General features: G+C 63.1%; 19 protein-coding genes and 1 pseudogene. 17 read left to right on the forward strand and 3 right to left on the reverse strand.

Annotated features, from left to right (window positions below; translation table 11 throughout):
• Positions 1-106: 106 nt before the first annotated feature.
• The 13 genes and pseudogenes from motA (at position 107) to flhF (ending at position 17,011) form a co-directional block, all read left to right on the forward strand.
• A complete protein-coding gene (motA, locus tag OEG81_RS06415; protein WP_264131883.1) occupies positions 107-979 on the forward strand; it encodes a flagellar motor stator protein MotA in 873 nt (290 codons plus the stop codon).
• 9 nt (positions 980-988) lie between these two features.
• A complete protein-coding gene (gene motB / locus OEG81_RS06420; RefSeq protein ID WP_264131884.1) occupies positions 989-1,951 on the forward strand; it encodes a flagellar motor protein MotB in 963 nt (320 codons plus the stop codon).
• A 159-nt stretch (positions 1,952-2,110) separates the two neighbouring features.
• A pseudogene (gene cheA, locus OEG81_RS06425) lies at positions 2,111-4,223 on the forward strand (chemotaxis protein CheA).
• 27 nt (positions 4,224-4,250) lie between these two features.
• The gene (locus tag OEG81_RS06430; protein WP_264131885.1) at positions 4,251-4,751 is read left to right on the forward strand and encodes a chemotaxis protein CheW; all 501 of its coding nucleotides are present in this window, start codon (positions 4,251-4,253) and stop codon (positions 4,749-4,751) included.
• A 69-nt stretch (positions 4,752-4,820) separates the two neighbouring features.
• Positions 4,821-6,569, forward strand: coding sequence for a methyl-accepting chemotaxis protein (locus OEG81_RS06435; protein WP_264131887.1), 1,749 nt, complete (start codon positions 4,821-4,823; stop codon positions 6,567-6,569).
• A 3-nt stretch (positions 6,570-6,572) separates the two neighbouring features.
• Positions 6,573-7,412: a CheR family methyltransferase gene (locus OEG81_RS06440; RefSeq protein ID WP_264131889.1), complete on the forward strand. Its 840-nt coding sequence runs from the start codon at positions 6,573-6,575 to the stop codon at positions 7,410-7,412.
• 32 nt (positions 7,413-7,444) lie between these two features.
• Positions 7,445-8,497 (forward strand): protein-glutamate methylesterase/protein-glutamine glutaminase, encoded by a 1,053-nt coding sequence (locus OEG81_RS06445; RefSeq protein ID WP_264131890.1) that lies wholly within the window; start codon positions 7,445-7,447, stop codon positions 8,495-8,497.
• 44 nt (positions 8,498-8,541) lie between these two features.
• Positions 8,542-8,931 (forward strand): chemotaxis response regulator CheY, encoded by a 390-nt coding sequence (gene cheY / locus OEG81_RS06450; RefSeq protein WP_264131891.1) that lies wholly within the window; start codon positions 8,542-8,544, stop codon positions 8,929-8,931.
• A gap of 9 nt (positions 8,932-8,940) precedes the next feature.
• On the forward strand, positions 8,941-9,588 hold the full coding sequence (gene cheZ / locus OEG81_RS06455) for a protein phosphatase CheZ (protein WP_264131892.1): 648 nt from the start codon (positions 8,941-8,943) through the stop codon (positions 9,586-9,588).
• Between the two features lie 173 nt (positions 9,589-9,761).
• Positions 9,762-11,288 (forward strand): methyl-accepting chemotaxis protein, encoded by a 1,527-nt coding sequence (locus OEG81_RS06460; RefSeq protein WP_317135373.1) that lies wholly within the window; start codon positions 9,762-9,764, stop codon positions 11,286-11,288.
• A 100-nt stretch (positions 11,289-11,388) separates the two neighbouring features.
• Complete coding sequence (gene flhB / locus OEG81_RS06465) at positions 11,389-12,549, forward strand: flagellar biosynthesis protein FlhB (RefSeq protein WP_264131894.1); 1,161 nt, start codon at positions 11,389-11,391, stop codon at positions 12,547-12,549.
• Positions 12,546-14,660 (forward strand): flagellar biosynthesis protein FlhA, encoded by a 2,115-nt coding sequence (flhA, locus tag OEG81_RS06470; protein WP_264131895.1) that lies wholly within the window; start codon positions 12,546-12,548, stop codon positions 14,658-14,660. Before flhB ends, flhA begins: the two co-directional genes overlap by 4 nt.
• A complete protein-coding gene (gene flhF, locus OEG81_RS06475) occupies positions 14,657-17,011 on the forward strand; it encodes a flagellar biosynthesis protein FlhF (protein ID WP_264131896.1) in 2,355 nt (784 codons plus the stop codon). Before flhA ends, flhF begins: the two co-directional genes overlap by 4 nt.
• Before the next feature lie 52 nt (positions 17,012-17,063).
• Here flhF and OEG81_RS06480 read toward each other — a convergent pair whose 3' ends face one another.
• The 3 genes from OEG81_RS06480 to flgA all read right to left on the reverse strand — a co-directional run bounded on the left by OEG81_RS06480 (position 17,064) and on the right by flgA (position 18,673).
• Positions 17,064-17,540: a flagella synthesis protein FlgN gene (locus OEG81_RS06480; RefSeq protein ID WP_264131897.1), complete on the reverse strand. Its 477-nt coding sequence runs from the start codon at positions 17,538-17,540 to the stop codon at positions 17,064-17,066.
• A 19-nt stretch (positions 17,541-17,559) separates the two neighbouring features.
• Entirely contained in the window at positions 17,560-17,847 is a 288-nt protein-coding gene (gene flgM / locus OEG81_RS06485) for a flagellar biosynthesis anti-sigma factor FlgM (RefSeq protein ID WP_264131898.1), read from the reverse strand.
• A gap of 121 nt (positions 17,848-17,968) precedes the next feature.
• Positions 17,969-18,673: a flagellar basal body P-ring formation chaperone FlgA gene (gene flgA, locus OEG81_RS06490; RefSeq protein ID WP_264131899.1), complete on the reverse strand. Its 705-nt coding sequence runs from the start codon at positions 18,671-18,673 to the stop codon at positions 17,969-17,971.
• 180 nt (positions 18,674-18,853) lie between these two features.
• Between flgA and flgB the strand changes: the two genes are divergently transcribed.
• From flgB to OEG81_RS06510, 4 genes are all read left to right on the forward strand, one after another.
• Positions 18,854-19,267 carry a flagellar basal body rod protein FlgB gene (gene flgB, locus OEG81_RS06495; protein ID WP_264131901.1) on the forward strand — a complete coding sequence of 138 codons (414 nt, stop codon included), beginning with the start codon at positions 18,854-18,856 and terminating at the stop codon, positions 19,265-19,267.
• 27 nt (positions 19,268-19,294) lie between these two features.
• Positions 19,295-19,711 (forward strand): flagellar basal body rod protein FlgC, encoded by a 417-nt coding sequence (gene flgC / locus OEG81_RS06500; RefSeq protein WP_264131902.1) that lies wholly within the window; start codon positions 19,295-19,297, stop codon positions 19,709-19,711.
• 36 nt (positions 19,712-19,747) lie between these two features.
• Entirely contained in the window at positions 19,748-20,434 is a 687-nt protein-coding gene (locus OEG81_RS06505) for a flagellar hook capping FlgD N-terminal domain-containing protein (protein ID WP_264131903.1), read from the forward strand.
• A 76-nt stretch (positions 20,435-20,510) separates the two neighbouring features.
• The gene (locus OEG81_RS06510; RefSeq protein ID WP_264131904.1) at positions 20,511-22,001 is read left to right on the forward strand and encodes a flagellar hook-basal body complex protein; all 1,491 of its coding nucleotides are present in this window, start codon (positions 20,511-20,513) and stop codon (positions 21,999-22,001) included.
• Positions 22,002-22,007: the final 6 nt, after the last annotated feature.

A 22,007-nucleotide genomic window follows, 5' to 3' on the forward strand; every position in this document is an offset into this window, starting at 1 on the left:
TTTGCCCAGAGCGGGGATTTAGGCTCAAAAACACCCTTTGAAAGGCGCTTTTGCCGTCGCCAAAAAAAGGGATCATATGCAACATGTGTTTACTGAAGGCGTATCCGTGTTTATTTTCGTTGGGTTCCTGATCGTTTTCTTCTCGGTATTCGGCAGCTATGTCGGCTTGGGCGGGCATCTGGGCGCCTTGTACCAGCCGTTCGAATTCGTTCTGATCGCCGGAGCCGCGCTGGGCGCCTACATCGCTTCGAGCAGCGGAAAATCCATCAAGCTGCTGTTCGAGTCGCTGCCCCTGGTGGTCCGCAAGAGCCCTTACAGCAAAGAGCTGTACATGGAACTGATGGCGTTGTTGTATGTGCTGCTGAACAAGGCGCGCCGCGACGGCCTGATGTCCATCGAATCGGATATCGAAGAGCCCGAAACCAGCCCCATCTTCACCGAATACCCCCGCATCCTGCGCGACGAGAAACTGATGGAGTTCATCACCGACTACCTGCGCCTGATGGTCAGCGGCAACATGAGCTCCTACGAGATCGAGACCCTGATGGATCAGGAGATCGAGGCGCATCACCAGGAACGCAACGTCCCCGCCAACTCGTTGCACGCCGTGGCCGACGCCTTGCCCGCCTTCGGGATCGTGGCCGCCGTGCTGGGCGTGATCAAGGCCCTGGCCTCGGTGGACCAGCCGCCGGCCATCCTGGCCGACCTCATTTCCAAAGCCATGGTCGGTACCTTCCTGGGAGTATTGCTGGCCTACGGCTTCGTCGCGCCGCTGGCCGCCTCGATCGAGCGCCGTTCGGTCGCGTCTTCCAAGGTCCTGGAATGCATCAAGGTCACTTTGCTGGCCAGCATGAACGGCTACCCGCCGCAATTGGCGGTGGAATTCGGCCGCAAGGTCCTGTATTCCTACGTCAGGCCGTCGTTCATGGAACTGGAAGACCATGTCCGGCAAACGCGCGCGCCCGCCCGCAAGGCGTAACGAGCCGTCATGAAGAAATCCCAGCCGCGGATCGTCATCCGGCGCAAGCGCAATGTTGCGGAATCCAAACACAACTCCAGCTGGAAGATCGCCTACGCCGACTTCATGACGGCCATGATGGCCTTCTTCCTGGTCATGTGGCTGCTTTCCCTGGTTCCGCAGAAAGACCTGCAGGCCATCGCCGAGTACTTTCGCATGCCGCTCATGACCGCCGTCACCGGCGGCCCCAAGAACGAAAGCGGCAGTAGCGTGATCCCCGCCGGAGCGTCCAGCGTCATTCCCAATCCCAGCCCCATTCCTTCGCGGGGCGACGTCCATACCGAAGGCGACCTGCGCGACGTGCAGCGCCTGGAAAGCCTGAAGACCGAGCTCGAAGACCTGATCAAGACCGATCCCGTGCTTCAGCAGTTCAGTCCCCAGCTGCTGCTGGACATGACGCCGGACGGCCTGCGGGTCCAGATCATCGACAAGCAGAACCGTCCCATGTTCGCCACCGGCAGCGCCCTGGTCCAGTCCTATATGCGGGACATCCTGCGCCAGCTGGGTCCGGTCTTCAACAAGCTGCCCAACAGCATCAGCATCGCGGGCCACACCGATTCCATCCAGTACGCCACCGGCGAGCGCGAGTACAGCAACTGGGAGCTGTCCGCCGACCGGGCCAATGCGGCCCGCAAGGAATTGGTGGCCGGCGGCATGGACGAGCCTAAGATCAAGCGCATACTGGGCCTGGCCGCGTCGGTCAGCCTGATTAAAGATAATCCGGCCGCAGCCGTTAATCGACGTATCAGTATTGTTGTGCTGAACAGCCGTGCCGAGCGCCGCATCGACGAGCAGAATGCTTCCGCAGCCTCGGCCGCCACGCTGAAGGATCTGTTGGAGCCTGCGCCCGCGCCGGTACCCGGGGGCGCCGTGCCGGGCCTGCCCGACTTGCTGGAACTGCCCGTCAAGCCGCTGTCGCCGGTCGGACAATAAACAGCTTTGCCCCCGGCCGGGGCAAGGCTGGCGATTTCGTGGCTGGCGGATTCACGGCATGGACGCGGCGGGCTGGCATTGTTGCCGGTAACAAATCATAATTAGGCGGGCCCGATAGGGAAGGCGAATGACAGAGCTCTACAGTAAAAGGAAGCAATCATGAGTGCGGGCGTTGACCTGAGCCAGTTTTTCGAAACGTTTTTTGACGAGGCCGACGAGCTGTTGGCCGATATGGAGCAGCTTCTGCTCGGACTGGATCTGGATAATCCCGACACCGACCAGCTCAATGCCATCTTCCGGGCGGCCCATTCCATCAAGGGGGGGGCCGGCACGTTCGGCTGTTTTGGACATCTCGCCGAAACCACCCACCTGCTGGAAAATCTGCTGGACAACATCCGCAGGGGCGAGATGCCGTTGCGCAAAGACATGATCGATTTATTCTTGGAAACCAAAGATGTGTTGACAGAGCAAGTGGCGGCGTACCGAAACTCCCAGGATCCCGACGTGCAGGCCTACGAACGGATCTGCGCCCAATTGCGCGAACTGGCGCTCGAACAACAGGGCCAGCCGGCCGCGCCCGCAGCGGCGGCGCCCGTGCCGCAAGCCCCCGTCCCGGCCCCCGTGGCCGCGCCCGAGCCTGTCGCCGCGGCCGCCCCTGCGCCCGCAGCCGTGGCCGCAACGCCCGCGCCGGCGGACGCCGGCCTGCCCCTGCGCGTGCGGGTGGTGCGTCTGGGCGCCAAAGACATGGAGGCCCTGGCGGCCGAGATGGCGCTGCTGGGCGACGTCCTGCACCAGGAAAAGACGGCGGACACGCTGTCCATCTGGCTGAACACCACGGCCAGCTCGGGCGACCTCGAAGCGGTGTGCGGATTCATCGTCAACGATGACCAGGTCGACATTGCGCGCGAAGCCGCGCCCTTGGCGGCGCCGGCCTCGCCGGCCGCCCAGCCAGAGCCCTCCGCTCCGCAAGCCGCCGCCCCGGCGGCGCCCGTTGCCGAGAATCCCGCTCCCGCGCCCAGCCCCGAGCCCGCGCCGGCCGCCAGCCCGTCCGCGAAGCAACCGTCCTCCAGGCCTGAAAAGGCGCCCGCCTCGGGATCCTCCAGCAGCACCATACGCGTCGGCGTCGAGAAGGTCGACCAGATCATCAACCTGGTCGGCGAACTGGTCATCACGCAGGCCATGCTGGTGCAGACCGCATCCACCCTGGATCCGGTCGTGCACGATCGCCTGCTCAACGGCATCGAGCAGCTGGAGCGCAATGCGCGCGACCTCCAGGAAGCCGTCATGTCCATACGCATGATGCCCATGGACTATGTATTCAGCCGCTTCCCGCGCGTGGTTCGCGAAAGCGCCGTCAAGCTGGGCAAGCAGATCAAGCTCACCACCTACGGCCAGGCCACCGAGCTGGACAAGAGCCTTATCGAACGCATCATCGATCCCCTGACGCATCTGGTGCGCAACAGTATCGACCATGGCATCGAATCGCCCGAAGTGCGGGTGGCGTCGGGCAAAAGCCCCGAGGGCAACATGGTTCTGTCCGCCCAGCATCACGGCGGCCAGATCGTCATCGAAGTCTCCGACGACGGCGCCGGCCTGAGCCGCGAGCGCATCCTGAAGAAGGCGCTGTCGCAAGGCATGGCGGTCACCGAGAACACGCCCGACGAGGAGCTCTGGCAGCTTATTTTCGCGCCGGGCTTTTCCACGGCGGAAAAGGTCACCGACATCTCCGGCCGGGGTGTGGGCATGGACGTGGTCCGGCGCAACATCCAGGGCATGGGCGGACACATACAATTGTCTTTCCCGTCCGGGCAGGGCGACCACCCGCATCGTGCTGCCCCTGACGCTGGCCATCCTGGATGGCATGTCGGTCAAGGTGGGCGAGGAAACCTTCATCCTGCCGCTCAGCCACGTCACCGAATCCATGCAGCCCTCGGCCGACCAGATACGCAGCATTTCCGAGTCCGAACACGTGCTGCACGTGCGCGGCGAATACCTTCCCATGGTGGCCCTGCACAATGTCTTTTCGGTCGAAGGGGCGGAAACCGACATCACGCGGGCGATAGCGGTCGTTCTGCAAGCCGAGGACGTGCGCTTCGCCCTGCTGGTCGACCATCTGATCGGGCAGCACCAGGTTGTCGTGAAGAACCTGGAATCCAATTATCGAAAAATACCGGGTGTATCCGCCGCCACCATCCTGGGTGATGGCAGCGTAGCGCTGATTGTCGACGTATTCGCGCTGATGCGTGTTACCCGCGACAAAACGACGATATAACGCCTCTTTAAAGTTTCGGAGAAAGCAATGTTCAACAAATTCGAATCCAATGCCCAGCAGGTCGACACCACGGGCCAGGAGTTCCTGGTATTCACGCTTGCGGCGCAAGAGTACGGAATCGACATCCTGAAGGTTCAGGAAATCCGCGGCTACGACAGCCAGAGCGTTACCCGGATCGCCAATGTGCCCTCGTTCGTCAAGGGCGTTACCAATCTGCGGGGCATCATCGTTCCCATCGTCGACATGCGCATCAAGTTCAATCTCGAGCGCGTCGAATACGATCACCAGACCGTGGTCGTCATCCTGAACCTGCAAACGCGCGTGGTCGGCGTGGTGGTCGACGGCGTGTCCGACGTCCTCATGCTGCAGCAGTCGCAGATCAGCGCGGCGCCTCAGTTCGGCACGGCCTTCTCCACCGAATACCTCACCGGCATCGGCACGCTGGGCGAGCGCATGCTGATCCTGGTCGACATCGAGAAGCTCATGACCAGCGAAGAGATGGCGCTGGTCGAAAACGCCGTTGCTTGATAGCGCTGGACGCTTCCGGATGGCGTTCGCCGGAGGCGGTGGAATTCCTATTTGAAGGTATGTAGCGGGATGCGCAAGATTTCCCTGTTCTCCGATATGAAGATACGCAGCAGCCTCATCCTGGTGCTGGTGTTCTTTCTGCTGATGCTCATTGCCGGCGCCGCCCTGGGCGTCCTGTCCCTGCGCGCCAACAACCAGGCCTTGAACAACATCGTCCTGAATCAACGCCTGGGCGCCAACCTCAGCACGGCCATCGACGGCTACAAGAACGTGCAGACCATACTGGGACGGGCCGTTGCCAGCTTCATCGTCAATAGCGACCAGCAAAGCTATGCCATCGCCAGCGAATGGGGCGTCCAAGGCGGCGCCGACGCTTCCGCCCTCAGCGACGAATCGCGCGGGCTTATCGACGCGGCGCGCAAGGAATACGACCAGTCGATGTCGCGGTTCAAGGCGTTCCAGGAACTCGCGCAAAACGTTCCCGACCCCGAAAACCGCTACCGCCGCGTGATCGAGGGCTATGCCACGCTGATGGAAGGCGGCGTCATGCCTTTGTTCAGCCTGATTTCTTCGGGCAACATCCGCGATTACCACAGCTTCCTGGGCAGCACCACCCTATTCCTGGAAGAAGACCTCTACAGCTCGCTGGGCGGCCTGCAATCCTTCCAGCAGCGCCTGATCGACCGCACTTACCAGACCGAGGCCGACCATTACCAATTGGTGATCATGCTGGTGTCCGGCGCCATGCTGGCCTGCGTGCTCATCGCTTTCCTTTCCTACGTTTTCCTGGGACGCGTGGTCTTGCGCCCCTTGCGGCTGGCCGGCACGCATTTCGACCGGATTGCCGGGGGCGACCTGACGCAGCGCGTGGAGGTTCGTTCGCGCAACGAGATCGGCGTGCTGTACGAGGCCTTGCGGCGGATGCAGGAAAGCCTGACGCGCACGGTGAGCACGGTGCGCCAGGGCGTGGAGGAGATCACGCTGGGTTCGCGCGAGATCTTCATGGGCAACACGGATCTGAGCAGCCGCACCGAGCAGCAGGCGGCGTCCTTGCAAGAGACGGCGGCGAGCATGGAGCAGTTGGCCAGCACGGTGCGCCAGAACACGGACAACGCGACGCAGGCCGACACGCTGGCCAAGAGCGCCTCGGACGTGGCCGCGCGCGGAGGCCAGGCGGTCTCGGCGGTGGTGGACACGATGGGCGAGATTTCCACCAGCTCGGGCAAGATGGTCGAGATCGTGGGGGTGATCGACGGGATCGCGTTCCAGACGAACATCCTGGCGCTGAACGCGGCGGTGGAAGCGGCGCGCGCGGGCGAGCAGGGCAAGGGCTTTGCGGTGGTGGCGGGCGAGGTGCGCTCGCTGGCGCAGCGCAGCGCGCAGGCGGCCAAGGAGATCAAGGTGCTGATCGAGGAGTCGCAGCTGAAGGTGCAGGCCGGTGCCAAGCAGGCGGGCCAGGCGGGCGAGATCATGCAGGAGGTGGTCGGCTCGGTGCAAGGGGTCACGACCATCATGGGCGAGATCTCCTCGGCCTCGCACGAGCAGTCCGACGGGATCGAGCAGGTGAACCAGGCGGTCACGCAGATGGACAGCGTGGTGCAGCAGAACGCGGCGCTGGTCGAAGAGGCGGCGGCCGCGGCCGGCTCGCTGCAGGACCAGGCCACGCGTCTGGCCGAAGCCGTGGCGGTGTTCAAGATCAATGCCAACGAAGTCATCGATGTGGCCGCCGCGCGGCTGCATCATTCCAAGCCGGAAGACGCGTCCAGTACGGGACGGCTGAACCTGGCGCAACCTGCCGGAGTTCTAACCAGCTCCTAGATCATGTCATCCATAGCACAGTCGATCTTCACCATGCCTGCCTTACCCGAGGTCGGGCATAACGATTTTGAGCGGGCGGCGCGCATACTGCGCGCTCGCGCCGGCATCGTGCTGGGGGGACACAAGCAGGAAATGGCCGAGCGTACCCTGGCCATGCGGGCAAAAAGCCTGGGCATGGCCAATGTCAAGGAATACCTCGATCACCTGGAACTGAACAGCCAGTCGCCGCAGTGGGAAGCGTTCATCAACGCCTTCACCATCAATCACACCGCCTTCTTCCGCGAGCAGCATCACTTCGCCATCCTGGCCAAGTTCGCCAAAACGCGCAAGAAGCCGTTTTCCCTGTGGTGCTGCGCCAGTTCCACCGGCGAAGAGCCTTATTCCATCGCCATGACGCTGCGCGAATCCTGCCCCGCGCCCGACAGCGGCGTGTCCATCCTGGCGACCGACATCGATACCCATGCCGTCCAGAAAGCGCAGGAAGGCGTGTACACCATGGAAAGGGCCAGCCCCATTCCCGAGGACTACCTGCGGAAATATTTTCAGCGCGGCACGGGCCGGCGCACGGGCATGGTGCGCGTCAAGCCCGTCCTGCGCGACATGATCGACTTCGACACCCTGAACCTGCTTTCGCCCAATTGGCCCATTACCCAGAAGCTGGATGTCATTTTTTGTCGCAACACCATGATTTATTTCGATAAGGCCACGCAGACCCGCATTCTGGAGCGTTTCGCGGCCATATTGAAGCCAGGCGGCCTGTTGTTTGCCGGCCATTCCGAAAACTTCACGTACCTGACCAAATCGTTCCGCCTGCAAGGGCAGACCGTGTACGTAACAACGTAGCGGCTGACGCTCGTTTTTTTAAAGCGTAAAGAATGAAGAAGATTCGTGTCCTGTGTGTCGATGACTCCGCTCTGGTCCGCGGGTTGATGACGGAGATCATCAATAGCCATCCCGATATGGAAGTGGTCGCGGCCGCGCCCGATCCCCTGATCGCCCGCGAATTGATCAAGCAGCATAATCCCGACGTCCTGACGCTGGATGTGGAAATGCCGCGCATGGACGGCCTGGACTTCCTCGAGCGCCTGATGCGGCTGCGGCCCATGCCGGTGGTCATGGTGTCGTCGCTGACCGAGCGCAATTCCGAAGTGACCTTGCGCGCCCTCGAGCTGGGTGCGGTCGATTTCGTCACCAAGCCCAAGCTGGGCCTGCGCGACGGCCTGATGGAATACGGCGAACTGATCGCCGACAAGATACGCGCGGCCGCCAATTCCCGGCCGCGCCAGGCCCAGCAGCCGGGCGCCGCTCCCCGGGCCAGGCTGACCCAGCCTTTTTCCACCACCGAAAAACTGGTGCTGATCGGCGCTTCCACGGGCGGAACCGAAGCCATACGCCAGGTGCTCGAACCCTTGCCGGCCAACAGTCCCGCCATCATGATCACGCAGCACATGCCGGCCGGCTTCACCCGTTCCTTCGTGCAGCGCCTGGACAACCTGTGCGCGGTCCAGGTCCACGAAGCGGAAGACGGCCAGCGCGTGCTGCCGGGCCATGTCTATCTGGCGCCCGGCGGGCTCGCCCACATGAAGCTGGCCCGCTCGGGGGCCAATTATGTAGTCAAGCTGGAATACAGCGATCCGGTCAACCGGCATCGCCCTTCGGTTGATGTATTGTTTCACTCCGCCGCCCAGGTCGCCGGGAAGAACGCCGTGGGCGTCATCCTGACCGGCATGGGCAAGGACGGGGCGCAGGGCTTGTTGGCCATGAAACAGGCCGGCGCCACGACCTTTGCGCAAGACGAAGCCAGTTGTGTTGTATTTGGGATGCCGCGCGAAGCCTTGCACATCGGGGCAACGGAGAACGCGGTACCGTTATCGGAAATGAGCGAGCGCATTTTGGCCAGCGCCGGCTCTTATGGCCACCGGGTCTGATTTTCTTGCCGGCCCGGCGGCTTTATTATTTTGGAGAGTGTTAAGTGGTACAGAAAACCATGAAAATCCTGGTCGTCGATGATTTTCCGACCATGCGTCGCATCATCAAGAACCTGCTCAAGGACCTGGGGTTCGAGAACGTCGATGAAGCGGAAGACGGCGCCATGGGTTTGGAAAAACTGCGCAACGGCAATTTCGAGTTCGTCGTGTCCGACTGGAACATGCCGAATATGGACGGGCTGACCATGCTGCAGAACATCCGGGCCGATGCCTCGCTGGCCAAGCTGCCCGTGCTGATGGTGACCGCCGAAGCCAAGAAGGAAAACATCATCGCCGCCGCCCAGGCCGGTGCGAACGGCTATGTGGTCAAGCCTTTTACAGCGGCCACTCTTGAAGAGAAGCTGAATAAAATCTTCGAAAAACTCGAGTCTTAAGGGGCAAGCATGGACACCGCAGACAATCCCACGGCTCGGGCGATAGGCGGCGAGCCGCCGGTCGATTTGATTCATCGTATTGCCTCGCTGACGCGCATGCTGCGCGAAAGCATGCGCGAACTCGGCCTGGATCAGGCCATCAAGGATGCCGCGCATGCCATTCCCGATGCGCGCGACCGCCTGCATTACGTCGCCCGCATGACCGAACAGGCGGCCAACCGGGTCTTGAACGCCGCCGAGCAGACCCAGCCCCTGCAGGACAGCATGCAGCGCGATGCCAAGGCGCTGGATGCGCGCTGGCAAGCCTGGTTCGACCATCCGGTCGAGCTGGCCGATGCGCGCGAACTGGTGGACGATACCCGGGCGCTGCTGAAATCTGTTCCAGAAAAAACCGCCGCCTCGCAGAACCACCTGCTTGAAATCATCATGGCTCAGGATTTCCAGGATCTGACCGGCCAGGTCATCATGAAGATGCTGGGCGTGGTGTCGGCCATCGAAACCGAGCTGGTGCAGGTGCTGGTCGACAACGTCCCCCAGGAATTGCGCGAAGAAACCAAATCGCTCATGAACGGCCCCGCGGTCAACCCGCAAGGCAAGGTCGATGTCGTCACCAGCCAGGACCAGGTCGACGATCTGCTCTCCAGCCTGGGCTTCTGATAAACGACTAGATACATTTTCTTGCTATTTTGATACAGTGGAGGCAAGCAGAGTCAAACAGACAAGGGCGGAGCAATAAGGGGGCCGCCCCGCAATACTGCTAATTTGCAAAAAAATTGGGGCGGCCCGCAAAGGCCGCCCCGATCAACATAAAAGCAAGTCAGGAGACACGCATGAAACAGACGACCAAACGCATGGTGGGCGTATCGCGTTTGCTTAAACGCCTGAGCAAGGGGCAGGCCACGCTGTCCGATCGTGCCTGGACGTTCAGCCCCTTGGCCTGGCCTTTATCCCGTTTCCTGTCGGCTCTGCGCGATCGCTTCGTCACGATGCGCCAGGCCAGTATCGACATTTCCCTGAACACGGCGCGCCTGCTGGCTCAAACGGTGGCCTGTCGCGACATGGCGCGCGAGCAGGCGGCCGAGTCCCAGGGCCTGGCCACGCGCGGCGCCCAGATCGCCGCGATGTCCGAGCAAACCTCGGCGTCGGTCGGCGAGATCGCCTCCACCTTTCACGACCAGATGGACGTCGCCCGCCAGACCCTGGGCCAGCTCAACGAATTGCACCAGCGCGTCAGCCGCGTGACCACGCAGATGGAAGTCTTCTCCGGCGTGGTGTCGCAGCTCAGCGAGCGCGCCCAGTCGGTGGGCGATACCAGCCGGCTGATCAAGGATATTGCGCTCCAGACGCATTTGCTGGCCCTGAATGCCGGGGTCGAGGCGGCGCGCGCCGGCGAGGCCGGCAAGGGCTTCGCCGTGGTCGCCAGCGAAGTGGGCAAGCTGGCCGAGCGGGTCAATGCGGCCACCGGCGAAATCGTCCAGCATGCCGGCGAAATCCTTGAACTGGTCGCCAGCACGCGCGAGAAAACCGATCACATCCATCTGGACATGACTTCTTCGGGCAAGGTCGTGACCCAGTTCACCGCCAATTTCGACCAGTTCGTCAAAGACTTCGAGCATATGGACATCCAGATGAACGAAGTCGTGCACACCGTCGGGCAGGTGGCTTCGACCAATCAGGAAATGAACCACGCCATCGAACGGATCGCCATGCTCAGTTCCCAGGTCCAGAACCGCATGGTCACCATGAACGATCAGGTGGTCGCCGTGCGCGACAAGTCCGAGCGCCTCCAGGAAATGCTGGCGGCGCTGCGCACCGGCAACACGCCGTTCGACGCCCTGGCCGCCATGCTCGATTCGCTGCAATCGGCGTGCAAGACCGTGCTGCTGCAGGCCAGGAACCAGGGCGCGGATATCTTCGACCAGCAGTACCAGCGCATACCCGGCAGCAACCCGCCGCGCTACCATACCCGCTACGACAGCTCCGTCGACCAGCCGCTGACCCAGGTCCTGGACTACATGCTGGACCAGCTTCCGGGCGGCTTCTATACCCTGCTCATCGACAAGAACGGCTATTGCCCCACCCACAACACGCGTTATTCGCGCCAACCCACCGGCGACCTGGACCACGACACCCGCCACGTGCGCAACAAGCGCATATTCGACGACCCGGTCAGCCTGGGCGCCGCGGAGAACTCGGCGGGCGTGCTGTGCCAGACGTATATGCGCGATACCGGCGAGATTGTTACCGATCTGTCCATTCCACTGGATATCGATGACAGCCGCTGGGGGGCGGTGCGCATAGGGGTCGATTACTCGCGTTTCGAAGAACTGGCCTCCCAGGCCCAGCGGCCGAATTAAGCGCATTTATCGTGTTTGCTTGGCCATTCGTTGAACACGGGGGCGACTAGAATACACGTGGAATAATCCACCCCGGTCAACCCCCCCGTTTTAAGCAAGCATGGCAGAGGACAGCGACCTCGAAAAAACCGAACCCGCCTCGCCCCGGCGCCTGGAAAAGGCGCGCGAGGAGGGGCAGGTTGTGCGTTCGCGCGAGCTGAACACGTTTTTGCTGCTGGCGGCCGGCGTGGCGACCTTGTGGTTCGGCGGCGCCAATATGTACCAAAGCCTGACCGGCATCCTGCGCTCGGGCTTGTGGTTCGACCTTAGGGTCGCCAGCGACACGCAGGTGATGCTGGCCGTGGCGGCCAATTCGGCCTTCCAGGCCCTGCTGGCCCTGCTGCCCCTGTTCGGCCTGCTGGTGGTGGTGGCTGTGCTGGCGTCGGTGTTGCTGGGCGGCTTTCTTTTTTCCACCAAGGCGCTGGAGCCCAAGTTCGAGCGGATGAATCCGCTCAAGGGTGTGGCCCGGATGTTCTCGGCCCAGACCCTGGTGGAATTGCTCAAGACGCTGGCCAAGGCGGCCGTCATCGGCACCGTCGCCGTGCTGGTGATTTCGCATTACCGGGATCAGATGATCTCGCTGATGCACACCACGCCCACCGAAGCCCTGACCTCGGGCATCGGCCTGGTGGCCCTGTGTTGCGCCCTGATCGTGGCGGCCTTGTTTCTTATCGTGGTGATCGACGCTCCATGGCAGATATTCAGCCACTTCAAGAAAATGCGCATGTCGCGTGAGGATGTCAGGCAGGAGCACAAGGAAAGCGAAGGCGACCCGCACGTCAAGGGCCGCATTCGCCAGCAGCAGCGCGCCATGGCGCGGCGGCGGATGATGTCCGAGGTGCCCAACGCCGATGTCATCGTCACGAACCCGACGCACTACGCCGTTGCCCTGGCTTACAAGGAAGGGCAGGGCGGCGCGCCCAAGGTGGTTGCCAAAGGGTCGGGCCTGGTGGCGGCGCGCATACGCGAAATCGGCGCCGAGCATAAAGTGCCCATGCTCAGCGCGCCGCCCCTGGCGCGGGCATTGCACCACAATGTCGAACTGGGCCACGAGATTCCGGCCGAGCTGTATTCGGCCGTCGCCGAAGTGCTGGCCTGGGTGTTCCAGCTGCGCAGCTGGACGATGGGAATGGGCGCGGAACCGCGGCAGCCATCCAGTCTGCCGGTTCCGCCCGGGCTTGATCCCATGGAAAAGAATAGGGTTGCGACAAGCGCATCATGAACAGTTTTATAGCTTTACTCAAAGACAACGGCTCGGCCCATGCCCGCCTCCTGGCGGGGCCGATACTGATCCTCATGGTCCTGGCCATGATGATCCTGCCTTTGCCGCCGTTCATCCTGGATCTGCTGTTCACCTTCAATATCTCGCTGTCGGTGATGATATTGCTGGTGGCCATGTTCACCAAGAAGCCCCTGGATTTTGCGGCTTTCCCGGCTGTGCTGCTGTTCGCCACCTTGCTGCGCCTGGCGCTGAACGTGGCCTCGACCCGTGTGGTGCTGCTGCATGGCCACAAGGGGCCCGACGCCGCCGGCCAAGTCATCGAGGCCTTCGGCCACTTCCTGGTGGGCGGCAATTTCGCGGTCGGCATCGTGGTGTTCGTCATCCTGGTGATCATTAACTTCGTCGTCATTACGAAGGGTGCCGGGCGTATCGCCGAGGTCGGCGCCCGCTTCACCCTGGATGCCATGCCCGGCAAGCAGATGGCCATCGACGCCGACCTGAACGCCGGCCTGGTGGGCGAGGACGAGGCGCGCCGCCGCCGGACCGAAGTCGCCCAGGAAGCCGAGTTCTACGGCTCCATGGACGGCGCCAGCAAGTTCGTGCGCGGCGATGCCGTGGCCGGCCTGCTCATCATGGTCATCAACATCATAGGCGGCCTGATCATCGGGGTGGGCCAGCATGACCTGGCCTTCTCCGAAGCGGGCCGCGTCTACACCCTGCTGACCATCGGCGACGGCCTGGTCGCGCAGATCCCGGCTCTGGTGATCTCGACCGCTGCCGGCGTGGTGGTGTCGCGCGTGGCCACCGACCAGGACGTGGGCCAGCAGATGGTCGGCCAGTTGTTCGCCAACCCCAATGTGCTGTTCATCACGGCCGGCATCATGGCGGCCATGGGCCTGATTCCCAACATGCCGCACGTGGCCTTCCTGCTGCTGGCCGCCACCCTGGCGGGCGGCGGATGGCTGATGCTCAAGCGCCAGCAGGCGGAGCAGGCGCAACGCGCTGAAGAACCCATCAAGGCGCAGGCCGCCGTCGAGGCCGCCGCCGCCGAAGCCAGTTGGGACGACGTGGCTTTGCTCGATCCGCTGGGCCTGGAGGTGGGCTATCGCCTGATTTCGCTGGTCGACCATGCACAAAGCGGCGAACTGCTGCACCGCATCCGCAGCCTGCGCAAGAAGTTCGCCCAGGATGTCGGCTTCCTGCCGCCGGTCGTGCACATACGCGACAACCTGGAGCTCAAGCCCAACGACTACCGGATTTTGCTTTCGGGCGTGGAAGTCGGGCATGGCACCGCCACGCCGGGCCAGTGGCTGGCCATCGACCCGGGCGGCGTCACCATGAAGCTGCCGGGCACGGCCACCACCGACCCGGCTTTCGGGCTGCCCGCCGTATGGATAGACGTGTCGCTGCGCGAGCAGGCCCAGATTGCCGGCTACACAGTGGTGGATGCCGGCACCGTCATCGCCACCCACCTGAACCACCTGATGCATCGCTACGGCGCGCAACTGTTGGGCCGCCAGGAAGTGCAGCAATTGCTCGACCACATCGGACGCGAGGCGCCCAAGCTGGTGGAAGACCTGGTGCCCAAGACGGTCAGCCTTACGCTTCTGCAGAAGATACTGCGCGGGTTGCTGGACGAGGAAGTGCCCATACGCGATGTGCGCAGCATCATCGAAACGCTGGCCGAGCATGCGCCGCGCCTGGCCGCCCTCAATCCGGCGGGCGCGGGCCCCGATCCCGGCGAACTGCTGGCCTTGATCCGGGTGGCACTGGGCAGGGCAATCACCCAGCAATGGTTTCCCGGCGACGCGGAGTTGCGCGTCATCGGCCTGGATGCCCGCCTGGAACGCGTCCTGACCCAGGCGCTGACCACCAGCGGCGCGCTGGAGCCCGGCCTGGCCGAGAACGTGCTGGCCGAAGCCGAACGCGCCATACAGACCCAGGAGGCCAATGGCGACGCCACGGTGCTGGTCGTGCCGTCCGTGCTGCGCCCCTCCTTGTCGCGCTTCCTGCGCCACCACTTTCCGCAGCTGGGCGTGCTGTCCAGCGTTGAAATCCCCGATGAGCGCATTCTGAGGATTACGTCGGTGATCGGCGGGAGCGCGCCGTGAACATAAGCCGTTTCTTTGGCAGCACGAATCGCGAGGCCTTGCGCCAGGTGCGCCTGGCATTGGGCCCGGACGCGCTGATCGTCTCCAATCGCCGCATCAACGGCGGAGTCGAGATCCTGGCGACCGATCCGACCTCGGTGCCGCCCGATGGCCCGGCGACGGCGCCGTCCCAGCCCATTCCGGCTGCGCCGCCCCGCATGGCCCCGCCGCCGCGCCCTGCGGCGCCGGATGCGCGCGTCGAAGTCATGAGCGCCATCGGTGAAATGCGCGGCGCCTTGGAAAGCCGCATCGACGAGCTGATGTGGGGCAATCAATTGCGCCGCGTGCCGCAGGCGGCCCTGTTGTTCCAGGCCATGCTGGGCTTCGGCTTCAGCACCGCGCTGCTGCGCGCCATGCTCAAGCGGCTGCCCGAGCACTTGTCGTCCAAGGCGGCTTTCCAGTGGGCGCGCAACGAACTGGCCACCCACCTGCCTGTCCTGGATAGCGAAGACGCGTTGTGGACACGGGGCCAGGCGCTGGCCCTGGTGGGGCCCACCGGCGTGGGCAAGACCACCACCATCGCCAAGCTGGCCGCGCGCTGCGTACGTCGATCGGGACCGGGCAGCCTGGTGCTGCTGACCACGGATACCTACCGCATCGGCGCGCACGAGCAACTGAAGATATACGGGCAGATGCTGCGCGTACCGGTGCATGTGGTGCAAGACGTGCAGGAACTGCGCCGCATCGTGCAGGGAATAAGCGCGGAACAGACCATACTGATCGACAATGTGGGAATCAGCCAGCGCGACCGCTATATTTCCGAACAGGCGGCCATGCTGGCCGGCGCGGGCCGGCCGGTCAACCGGCTGCTGGTCCTGAATGCGTCCAGCCACGGCGACACCCTGGACGAAGTCGCGCGGACCTATGCGGGCGACGGTGGTTCTCCGCCCATAGGCTGCATCATCACGAAAATTGACGAGGCCAGCCGCTTGGGCGCCGCCCTGGATACGGCCATACGCTACCAGTTGCCCATACATTATGTGTCGAACGGACAGAAGGTGCCCGAGAACCTGATATTGCCCAATGCGGCCGATCTGGTCGATCAGGCACTGGCGCACAATCAGCAGGCCAGCGCGCTGTATGCGCCGACCGAAGCGGACTTCGCCGCGCTCATGTCGCTGACCAAAGTGCCGGAAGACACCACGCAGGCGGCCGCTGCCGAGAGCCGGCGCAAGCGCCTGCTGCCCGGCCTGCTGTCCATGGCCGGCGGCGCGGGTTCCGGCCTCACCATGGACGATCTGCACGCCGCTTGCGGCTATATCGACGAGCGGGCCTCGGTGTCCGAAGCCTACGATTTATGGCGCAGCTATACCAATGCCAAGCCGGACGCCACGCCGCTGGAAAGCTACGTCCGCCATATGGTCCGGGTGGCCCAGAATGAGCTTGCCGACAACGGCCGCCGCCTGTTGGCCGTGCATGAGCAAACGGCCATCGCCACACAGTCCGGAGGCCGCGGCCGCTTGCGCGCCGCCTTGCTGGTCGACGATGGCGGCCAGGCCTTGTCCAGCCCCATGCAGCAACTCAGCTTCGCCGACGGCTGGCTGTCGTCCTGCGGCGGGGCGGCGCAGCATGCGCCCGGCGCCAACGACGCCCTGCATCATCAGATCGAATGGCTGGCGAACCATCATGGGCAACTTCCCCTGGTCCATCTCTTCGACGGCGCCAGCCAGGCCCTGCTAAGGCGCATCGATGGCTTGGGCGTCGATTGGCTGGCCCAATGCACCGCCACGACCCGCATCGAGTTCGATTCCTGCGCGACCACGGCCGGCGCCCTGGCCAAGACCCTGGCCCACGCCCCGCTGGATGCGGCGCGGCTGCCCGGCCTGAGCGAACTGGAGGGCTTTGCCGCCGCCGATGTCGTCCTGTGGGCGGCAAGCGAGAAGGTCCGCTTGACTGCACGCGGGCAGGCGGCCCAGGATGTCCAGATGGTTTCATTGCGCATCCTGAAGCGCGCCGACGGCGCCGTCGTCAAGACCTTGTTCGGCCTCGCCTGCATAAAGGGACTGGCGGCCGAATCCGAATGGCTGGCGCGCGCCCTGCTGATCCGCTCCGAAGCCCGGCAAGGCATGCGCTACGCCGCGCGCTGCTGGCAGAACCTGGCTCCGCGCAGCGAAGCCGGATCCTTGCAGAAGAAGGCATTGACGGCTGTTCAGTCCGGCCTGGCCGCCTGGCAGCTGAAGCAGGACGCGCAAGCGGCCGTCGCGCGCGCCGTGGCCGCCAGCCTGGCCGGCGGCAAGCCCGGCTTGCCCGCCAGCCTGGCCGCCACGGGCCTGTTCAAGCTGTTTGCATTGAAGGAAATGGTCGGGCCCTGATCCAGAGGCTACGGTTATAGGCTTCCACCGGTGAGCCGAACAGAGCGGTCGCTTAACCCGCCTTGATATTCCGGGTCTGCCCTTTGGCGCCGGCATGGGTACGGCCGCTGGCATCGTACAGATTTCCCGCGCCCGCAAGCATGCGCAGGGTTTCCAGCGCCTGCTGGTTGTGCGCCATGAAAGTGTCGATGATGATGCCGTTGGAAGCGTTCAGCTCGTTGGCCTGGCGGGCCTTGTCGTAAAGCTGTCGACAGGCGGCTTGCAGCGCGGGGTGCCCTTGGGCGACGCTGTCCAGGCCGGCCTTGTCGGCGCTGTAGCCCAGCTGTGTCAGCAAAGCCTGCCGGCGCTCGGAAAGCTTGGCCAGTTCTTCGGCATAATTGTTTTTCAGGGCCGTGCTTTCGGCCAGTGCCTGCTCGCCGCCGCCCTCGGTCAGGGCCAGGGTTTCAGCTTCGAGCACCTTGATGAAGTCCTGGACGAGTTCGGTTTCCTGATGCAGGCTGGCATGGAGTTGGGCAAGCGTGTCGTTCATGAATGCGGGTAGGGCAAAATTACTTCAGCAAATCGCGTACGCTGGCCAGCAGGCCGTCGGCGATGCGGCTGGGATCGATCTTCAATTGGCCCGAGGCGATGGCGTCGCGGATTTCCTGGACGCGGGCGACGTTGACGTCGTTATCGCCGCTTTGCAGACTGGACAGATGGCGCGCGGCGGCGCTCAGGTCGACTTTGCCGCTGCTGGATGCACCCGTTGAAGTCACGCTGGCACCGGTCACATCGGTCCGGTTGCCGGCGAGAGGGCTGGCGGCAGGGCCTTTCAATGAGGGTGTGGTGATCTTCAAGGTGTTCTCCGGAAACTGGCGACTAGTTTACTTTGTTTGCTGTGTTCTTTTACGGCCAATAAAGGCCAAACTTTAGCCTTCCATCGGCTTTTTACGTAATCTTACGTCGCCGGCCCACTTGTTACATGATGACCTGGACCGTGTTGGCATTGACCACCGTGCCATTCACGATCTGTCCGGAACTGGACCGCACCTGGATTTGCGCGCCGGGGGCGCCGCTTTGCAGCGCCTGGCCTTCGCCGGTGGCGACGAATCCGGTGCCCCGGGCTTCGGTGCGCACCGTCTGCCCGCGTTGTATGGAATTGGGATCGCGCAGGGCGCGCGACTTGATGGGGCTGCCCGCCGAAATGCGTTGCGATGCAATATAGCCCACCGCCTGGCTGGGGTCGAAGACCACGCCGCCAGCCATGCGGAGGATGTCGCCTTCCCGCGCGCTCATGTCGTCCAGGCTGATGACGTCGCCCGACTGGATGTTGCGGTTGGCGACATAGTAGTAACCCTGAATGCTCAGGTCGGCCTGCACATAGCTGGTCCAGGGCTCGGGCGCCATGCAGCGCACGCCGACGGTCATGCGGGTGCGCAGCCTCTGCCCGCTGGGCAGGAAGGGCTGCAAATGGTCGCAGGCCGCCTGGCCGGCAATGCGCGGCGCGTCCACATTGATATGGGCCGCCCCCGGGTAGCTGCTGGCCTGCGCCAGCAGAAAGCGTTCGACTTCCTCCGCGACCAGCGCCGCATCTTGCGTCGAGGAAGGAGGGGGAGGCGCTGCGGCCGCGGCGCCGGTCCAGGCGCCCGCCGCAAGGGCGAAAAGGGCAAAGAACTTGAGCATGACGCCATTCTATAGAAGGCGCCTCGCACGCATTCTTGGAATTGGCTGTCAATTAGTGGCTTATTTCATACTTTACGAAAGAGGGCGCCACTTTACTATGCTGGTGTATGGGCGGCAGTAGGCCGTCATTCCAGTTTTCAAGCCTCGCGGACGGCGGGGCACTCATCTTGCAGGTGGCAAATGATCGATCGGATCGGTGACGATTTGGGCTTTTACCAGAAGGCTATCGGCCTGCGCCAGCAGCGGCAGGAAGTGCTGGCGGCCAACATTGCCAATGCCGACACACCCAACTACAAGGCGCGCGACTTCGATTTTAGCTCGGCGCTGGAACAGGCCATGGGCGTCGGGGGCAGCATGCGCCTGCCCGACACCCAGCTTGCGCTGACCTCGGCGCGCCACATCCCGGCCAAGGCCGTGGCGCCCGACCCCGCGGAGCTGTTGTACCGCCAGCCCTTGCAGCCCAGCATGGACGGCAATACGGTCGATATGGACGTCGAGCGCGTGCAATTCGCCGACAACACCATGCGCTATCAAACCGACCTCAGCATTATTTCAGCCCGCATCAAGGGCATCATGGCGGCCCTGCAGCAGTAAGCGCGGGCGGCATAGACAGGATAGACGATGTCTTCATTGAGTATCTTCCAGATTGCAGGCTCGGCGCTTACCGCGCAGTCCCAGCGCATGAACGTCACGGCCAGCAACCTGGCGAACGCCGACAGCGTGGCGGGGCCCGACGGACAGCCCTACAAGGCCAGGCAGGTGGTGTTCCAGATGGCCCCGGCGCCCGGCCAGGCGTATTCGCAGTCGGTGGGCGGCGTGCGCGTGGCCTCCGTGGTGGAAAGCGCCGCGCCGCCGCGCATGCAGTACGACCCCAAGAATCCGCTGGCCAATGCCGACGGCTACGTCGTCATGCCCAATGTGGACGTGGTGGCTGAAACCGTGAACATGATCTCCGCATCGCGTTCCTACCAGGCCAATGTGGAAGTCATCAACACGGTAAAAAACCTGATGACCCGCACCCTTTCCATAGGCCAGTAGGCCTTTTGCCGCAAGCACACTTAAACGGAGCAAGGCGTGGCCTCAGTCAATAACGTCGACAACACATCCAACGCAGCCGCCATGGCGGCCGCCAATGCCAGCACCAACAGCCTGATGGGCGATACCCAGGACCGCTTCCTGACCCTGCTGGTGACCCAGCTGCAGAATCAGGACCCGCTCAACCCCATGGACAACGCGCAGGTCACTTCGCAGATCGCCCAGCTGTCCACGGTCAACGGCATCAATCAGCTGAACAATACCCTGCTGGCGCTGTCGGGCCAGATGGATGTTTCACAGTCCATGCAAGCGGCCGCGCTGATCGGCAAGGAAGTGCTGGTGCCCGGGACCAAGGTGTCGCTGGGCGGCGAGCCCGGCGCCAAGGTGGCAACCCCCTTCGGCGTGGATCTTATTTCGCCCGCCACCAAAATCACGGTCACCATCATGGACGGCTCGGGCAAGGCGGTACGCCAGATCGAGTTGGAGCCCCAGTCCGCCGGCATCATCCCGGTGGAATGGGACGGCAAGGCCGACGGCGGGGCGGAGATGCCCGACGGCGGCTACACCATCAAGGTGTCGGCGGTCGACGCGGAAGGCCAGGAAGTGGCGGCCGGGCCCCTGACCTACGGCAAGGTGGCCAGCGTGGCGTATTCGTCCAACGGGCTCCAGCTGGATCTGGGCCTGGCGGGCAAGGTGTCCCTGCTGGACATCCGGAGAATCATGTAGTTTTGCGGCAAGCTTCGCGGTAGCGCTGCGGCGCGCCGCATCACTTACACACAGTCAAAAGTAAACGAGGTTAATCATGGGTTTCGGACAAGGTTTAAGCGGACTGAACGCCGCATCGCAGACACTGGACGTCATCGGCAACAACATCGCCAACTCCGGCACGGTCGGCTTCAAGGCCTCGACCGCCACCTTCGCCGACGTCTACGCCAGCTCGCGCGTGGGCCTGGGCACGCAAGTGGCCAGCATCAACCAGCGCTTCACCATCGGCACGGTGTCCAGCACGGGCAACCAGTTCGACATGGCCATCGACGGCGCCAAGGGTTTGTTCCGGGTCCTGGACCCCAATGGCAGCGTGCTTTATACGCGCAACGGCCAGTTCTTTCCGAACAAGGAAGGCTATATCGTGAATGCGCAGGGCCATCGCCTGACGGGCTATGCTGAAGGCAGCACGAATATCATCCCGATTCGTGTGCCCACTGGCAATATTGCGCCTCTTGCCACCACGACCATCGGAACCAAAGTAAATCTGGATGCGAATGAAAAGCCCGCGGGTATTGTTACGCCGGAAGTTGTTGGAGTAGTTGGACTTGCAACCACCTCTGGCGGTGCGGAGACGCTGTATTATTATCGTGATAATGGTGGCACACTTGAATGGTATGACAGCGCAACGAGCACGACTCCGCTGACTGCGGGAGATCCGGGGTATCCAGATGATGTTACCTATTACACTGGCGCAGGTACTACTACTGCTGTAATCATGGCTGGAGGGCAACCAGCTGCTCCTGGATTTCCGCTAGATGGCGCTAGTGACGTCGCTTACGCAGCCGAAATCATCACTCCCATTCCTTTCGATCCAGCCAACGCAGACAGCTATACCCACCAATTGCCGCTGAATGTTTACGATTCCCTGGGTAATTCGCATCAGGTGACTCAGTACTTTGTGAAGCGTCCGGTTACCGGTACGGGCAGTGAATGGGGTGTGTATTATCGGATGGAGGGCCAGCCCCTGACATCGCCAGCGGATGGAGCGACCACACTGACATTCGATTCAGGTGGCCGCCTGACGTCGCCTGCCACGCCAGTAGCTTTATCGGTGTTGAATCCCAGTTCCACGTCGCCGGCCGAGCCTTTAGCCATGACGGTCAATTACGCCAATTCTACCCAGTTTGGCGGTGATTTCGCCTACAGTTTCGACGTCAGCGGTTACCCCACCGGCGAATACGCCAGCATGTCGATTGCCGCCGATGGATCCATCGTTGCCAGCTATACCAATGGCGAAACCCAGAATATGGGCGCCCTAGTTCTGGCCGACTTCGCCAATCTTCAGGGCCTGCAGCCCGTGGGCGGCAACGCCTGGGCGGAAACCTCGGAATCGGGCCAGCCCATCCTGGGCCGCCCCGGCAGCAACAGCATGGCGCTCATCAAGGGCCAGGCCGTCGAGGAATCGAACGTCGACATGAGTAAAGAACTGGTCAACATGATCATCGCGCAGCGCACCTACCAGGCCAACGCGCAGACCATCAAGACCCAGGATCAGGTTCTGCAAACCCTGATCAACATGCGCTAAGCAGGC

This window comes from Pollutimonas sp. M17, assembly GCF_025836975.1.
Classification (GTDB): Bacteria; Pseudomonadota; Gammaproteobacteria; order Burkholderiales; family Burkholderiaceae_B.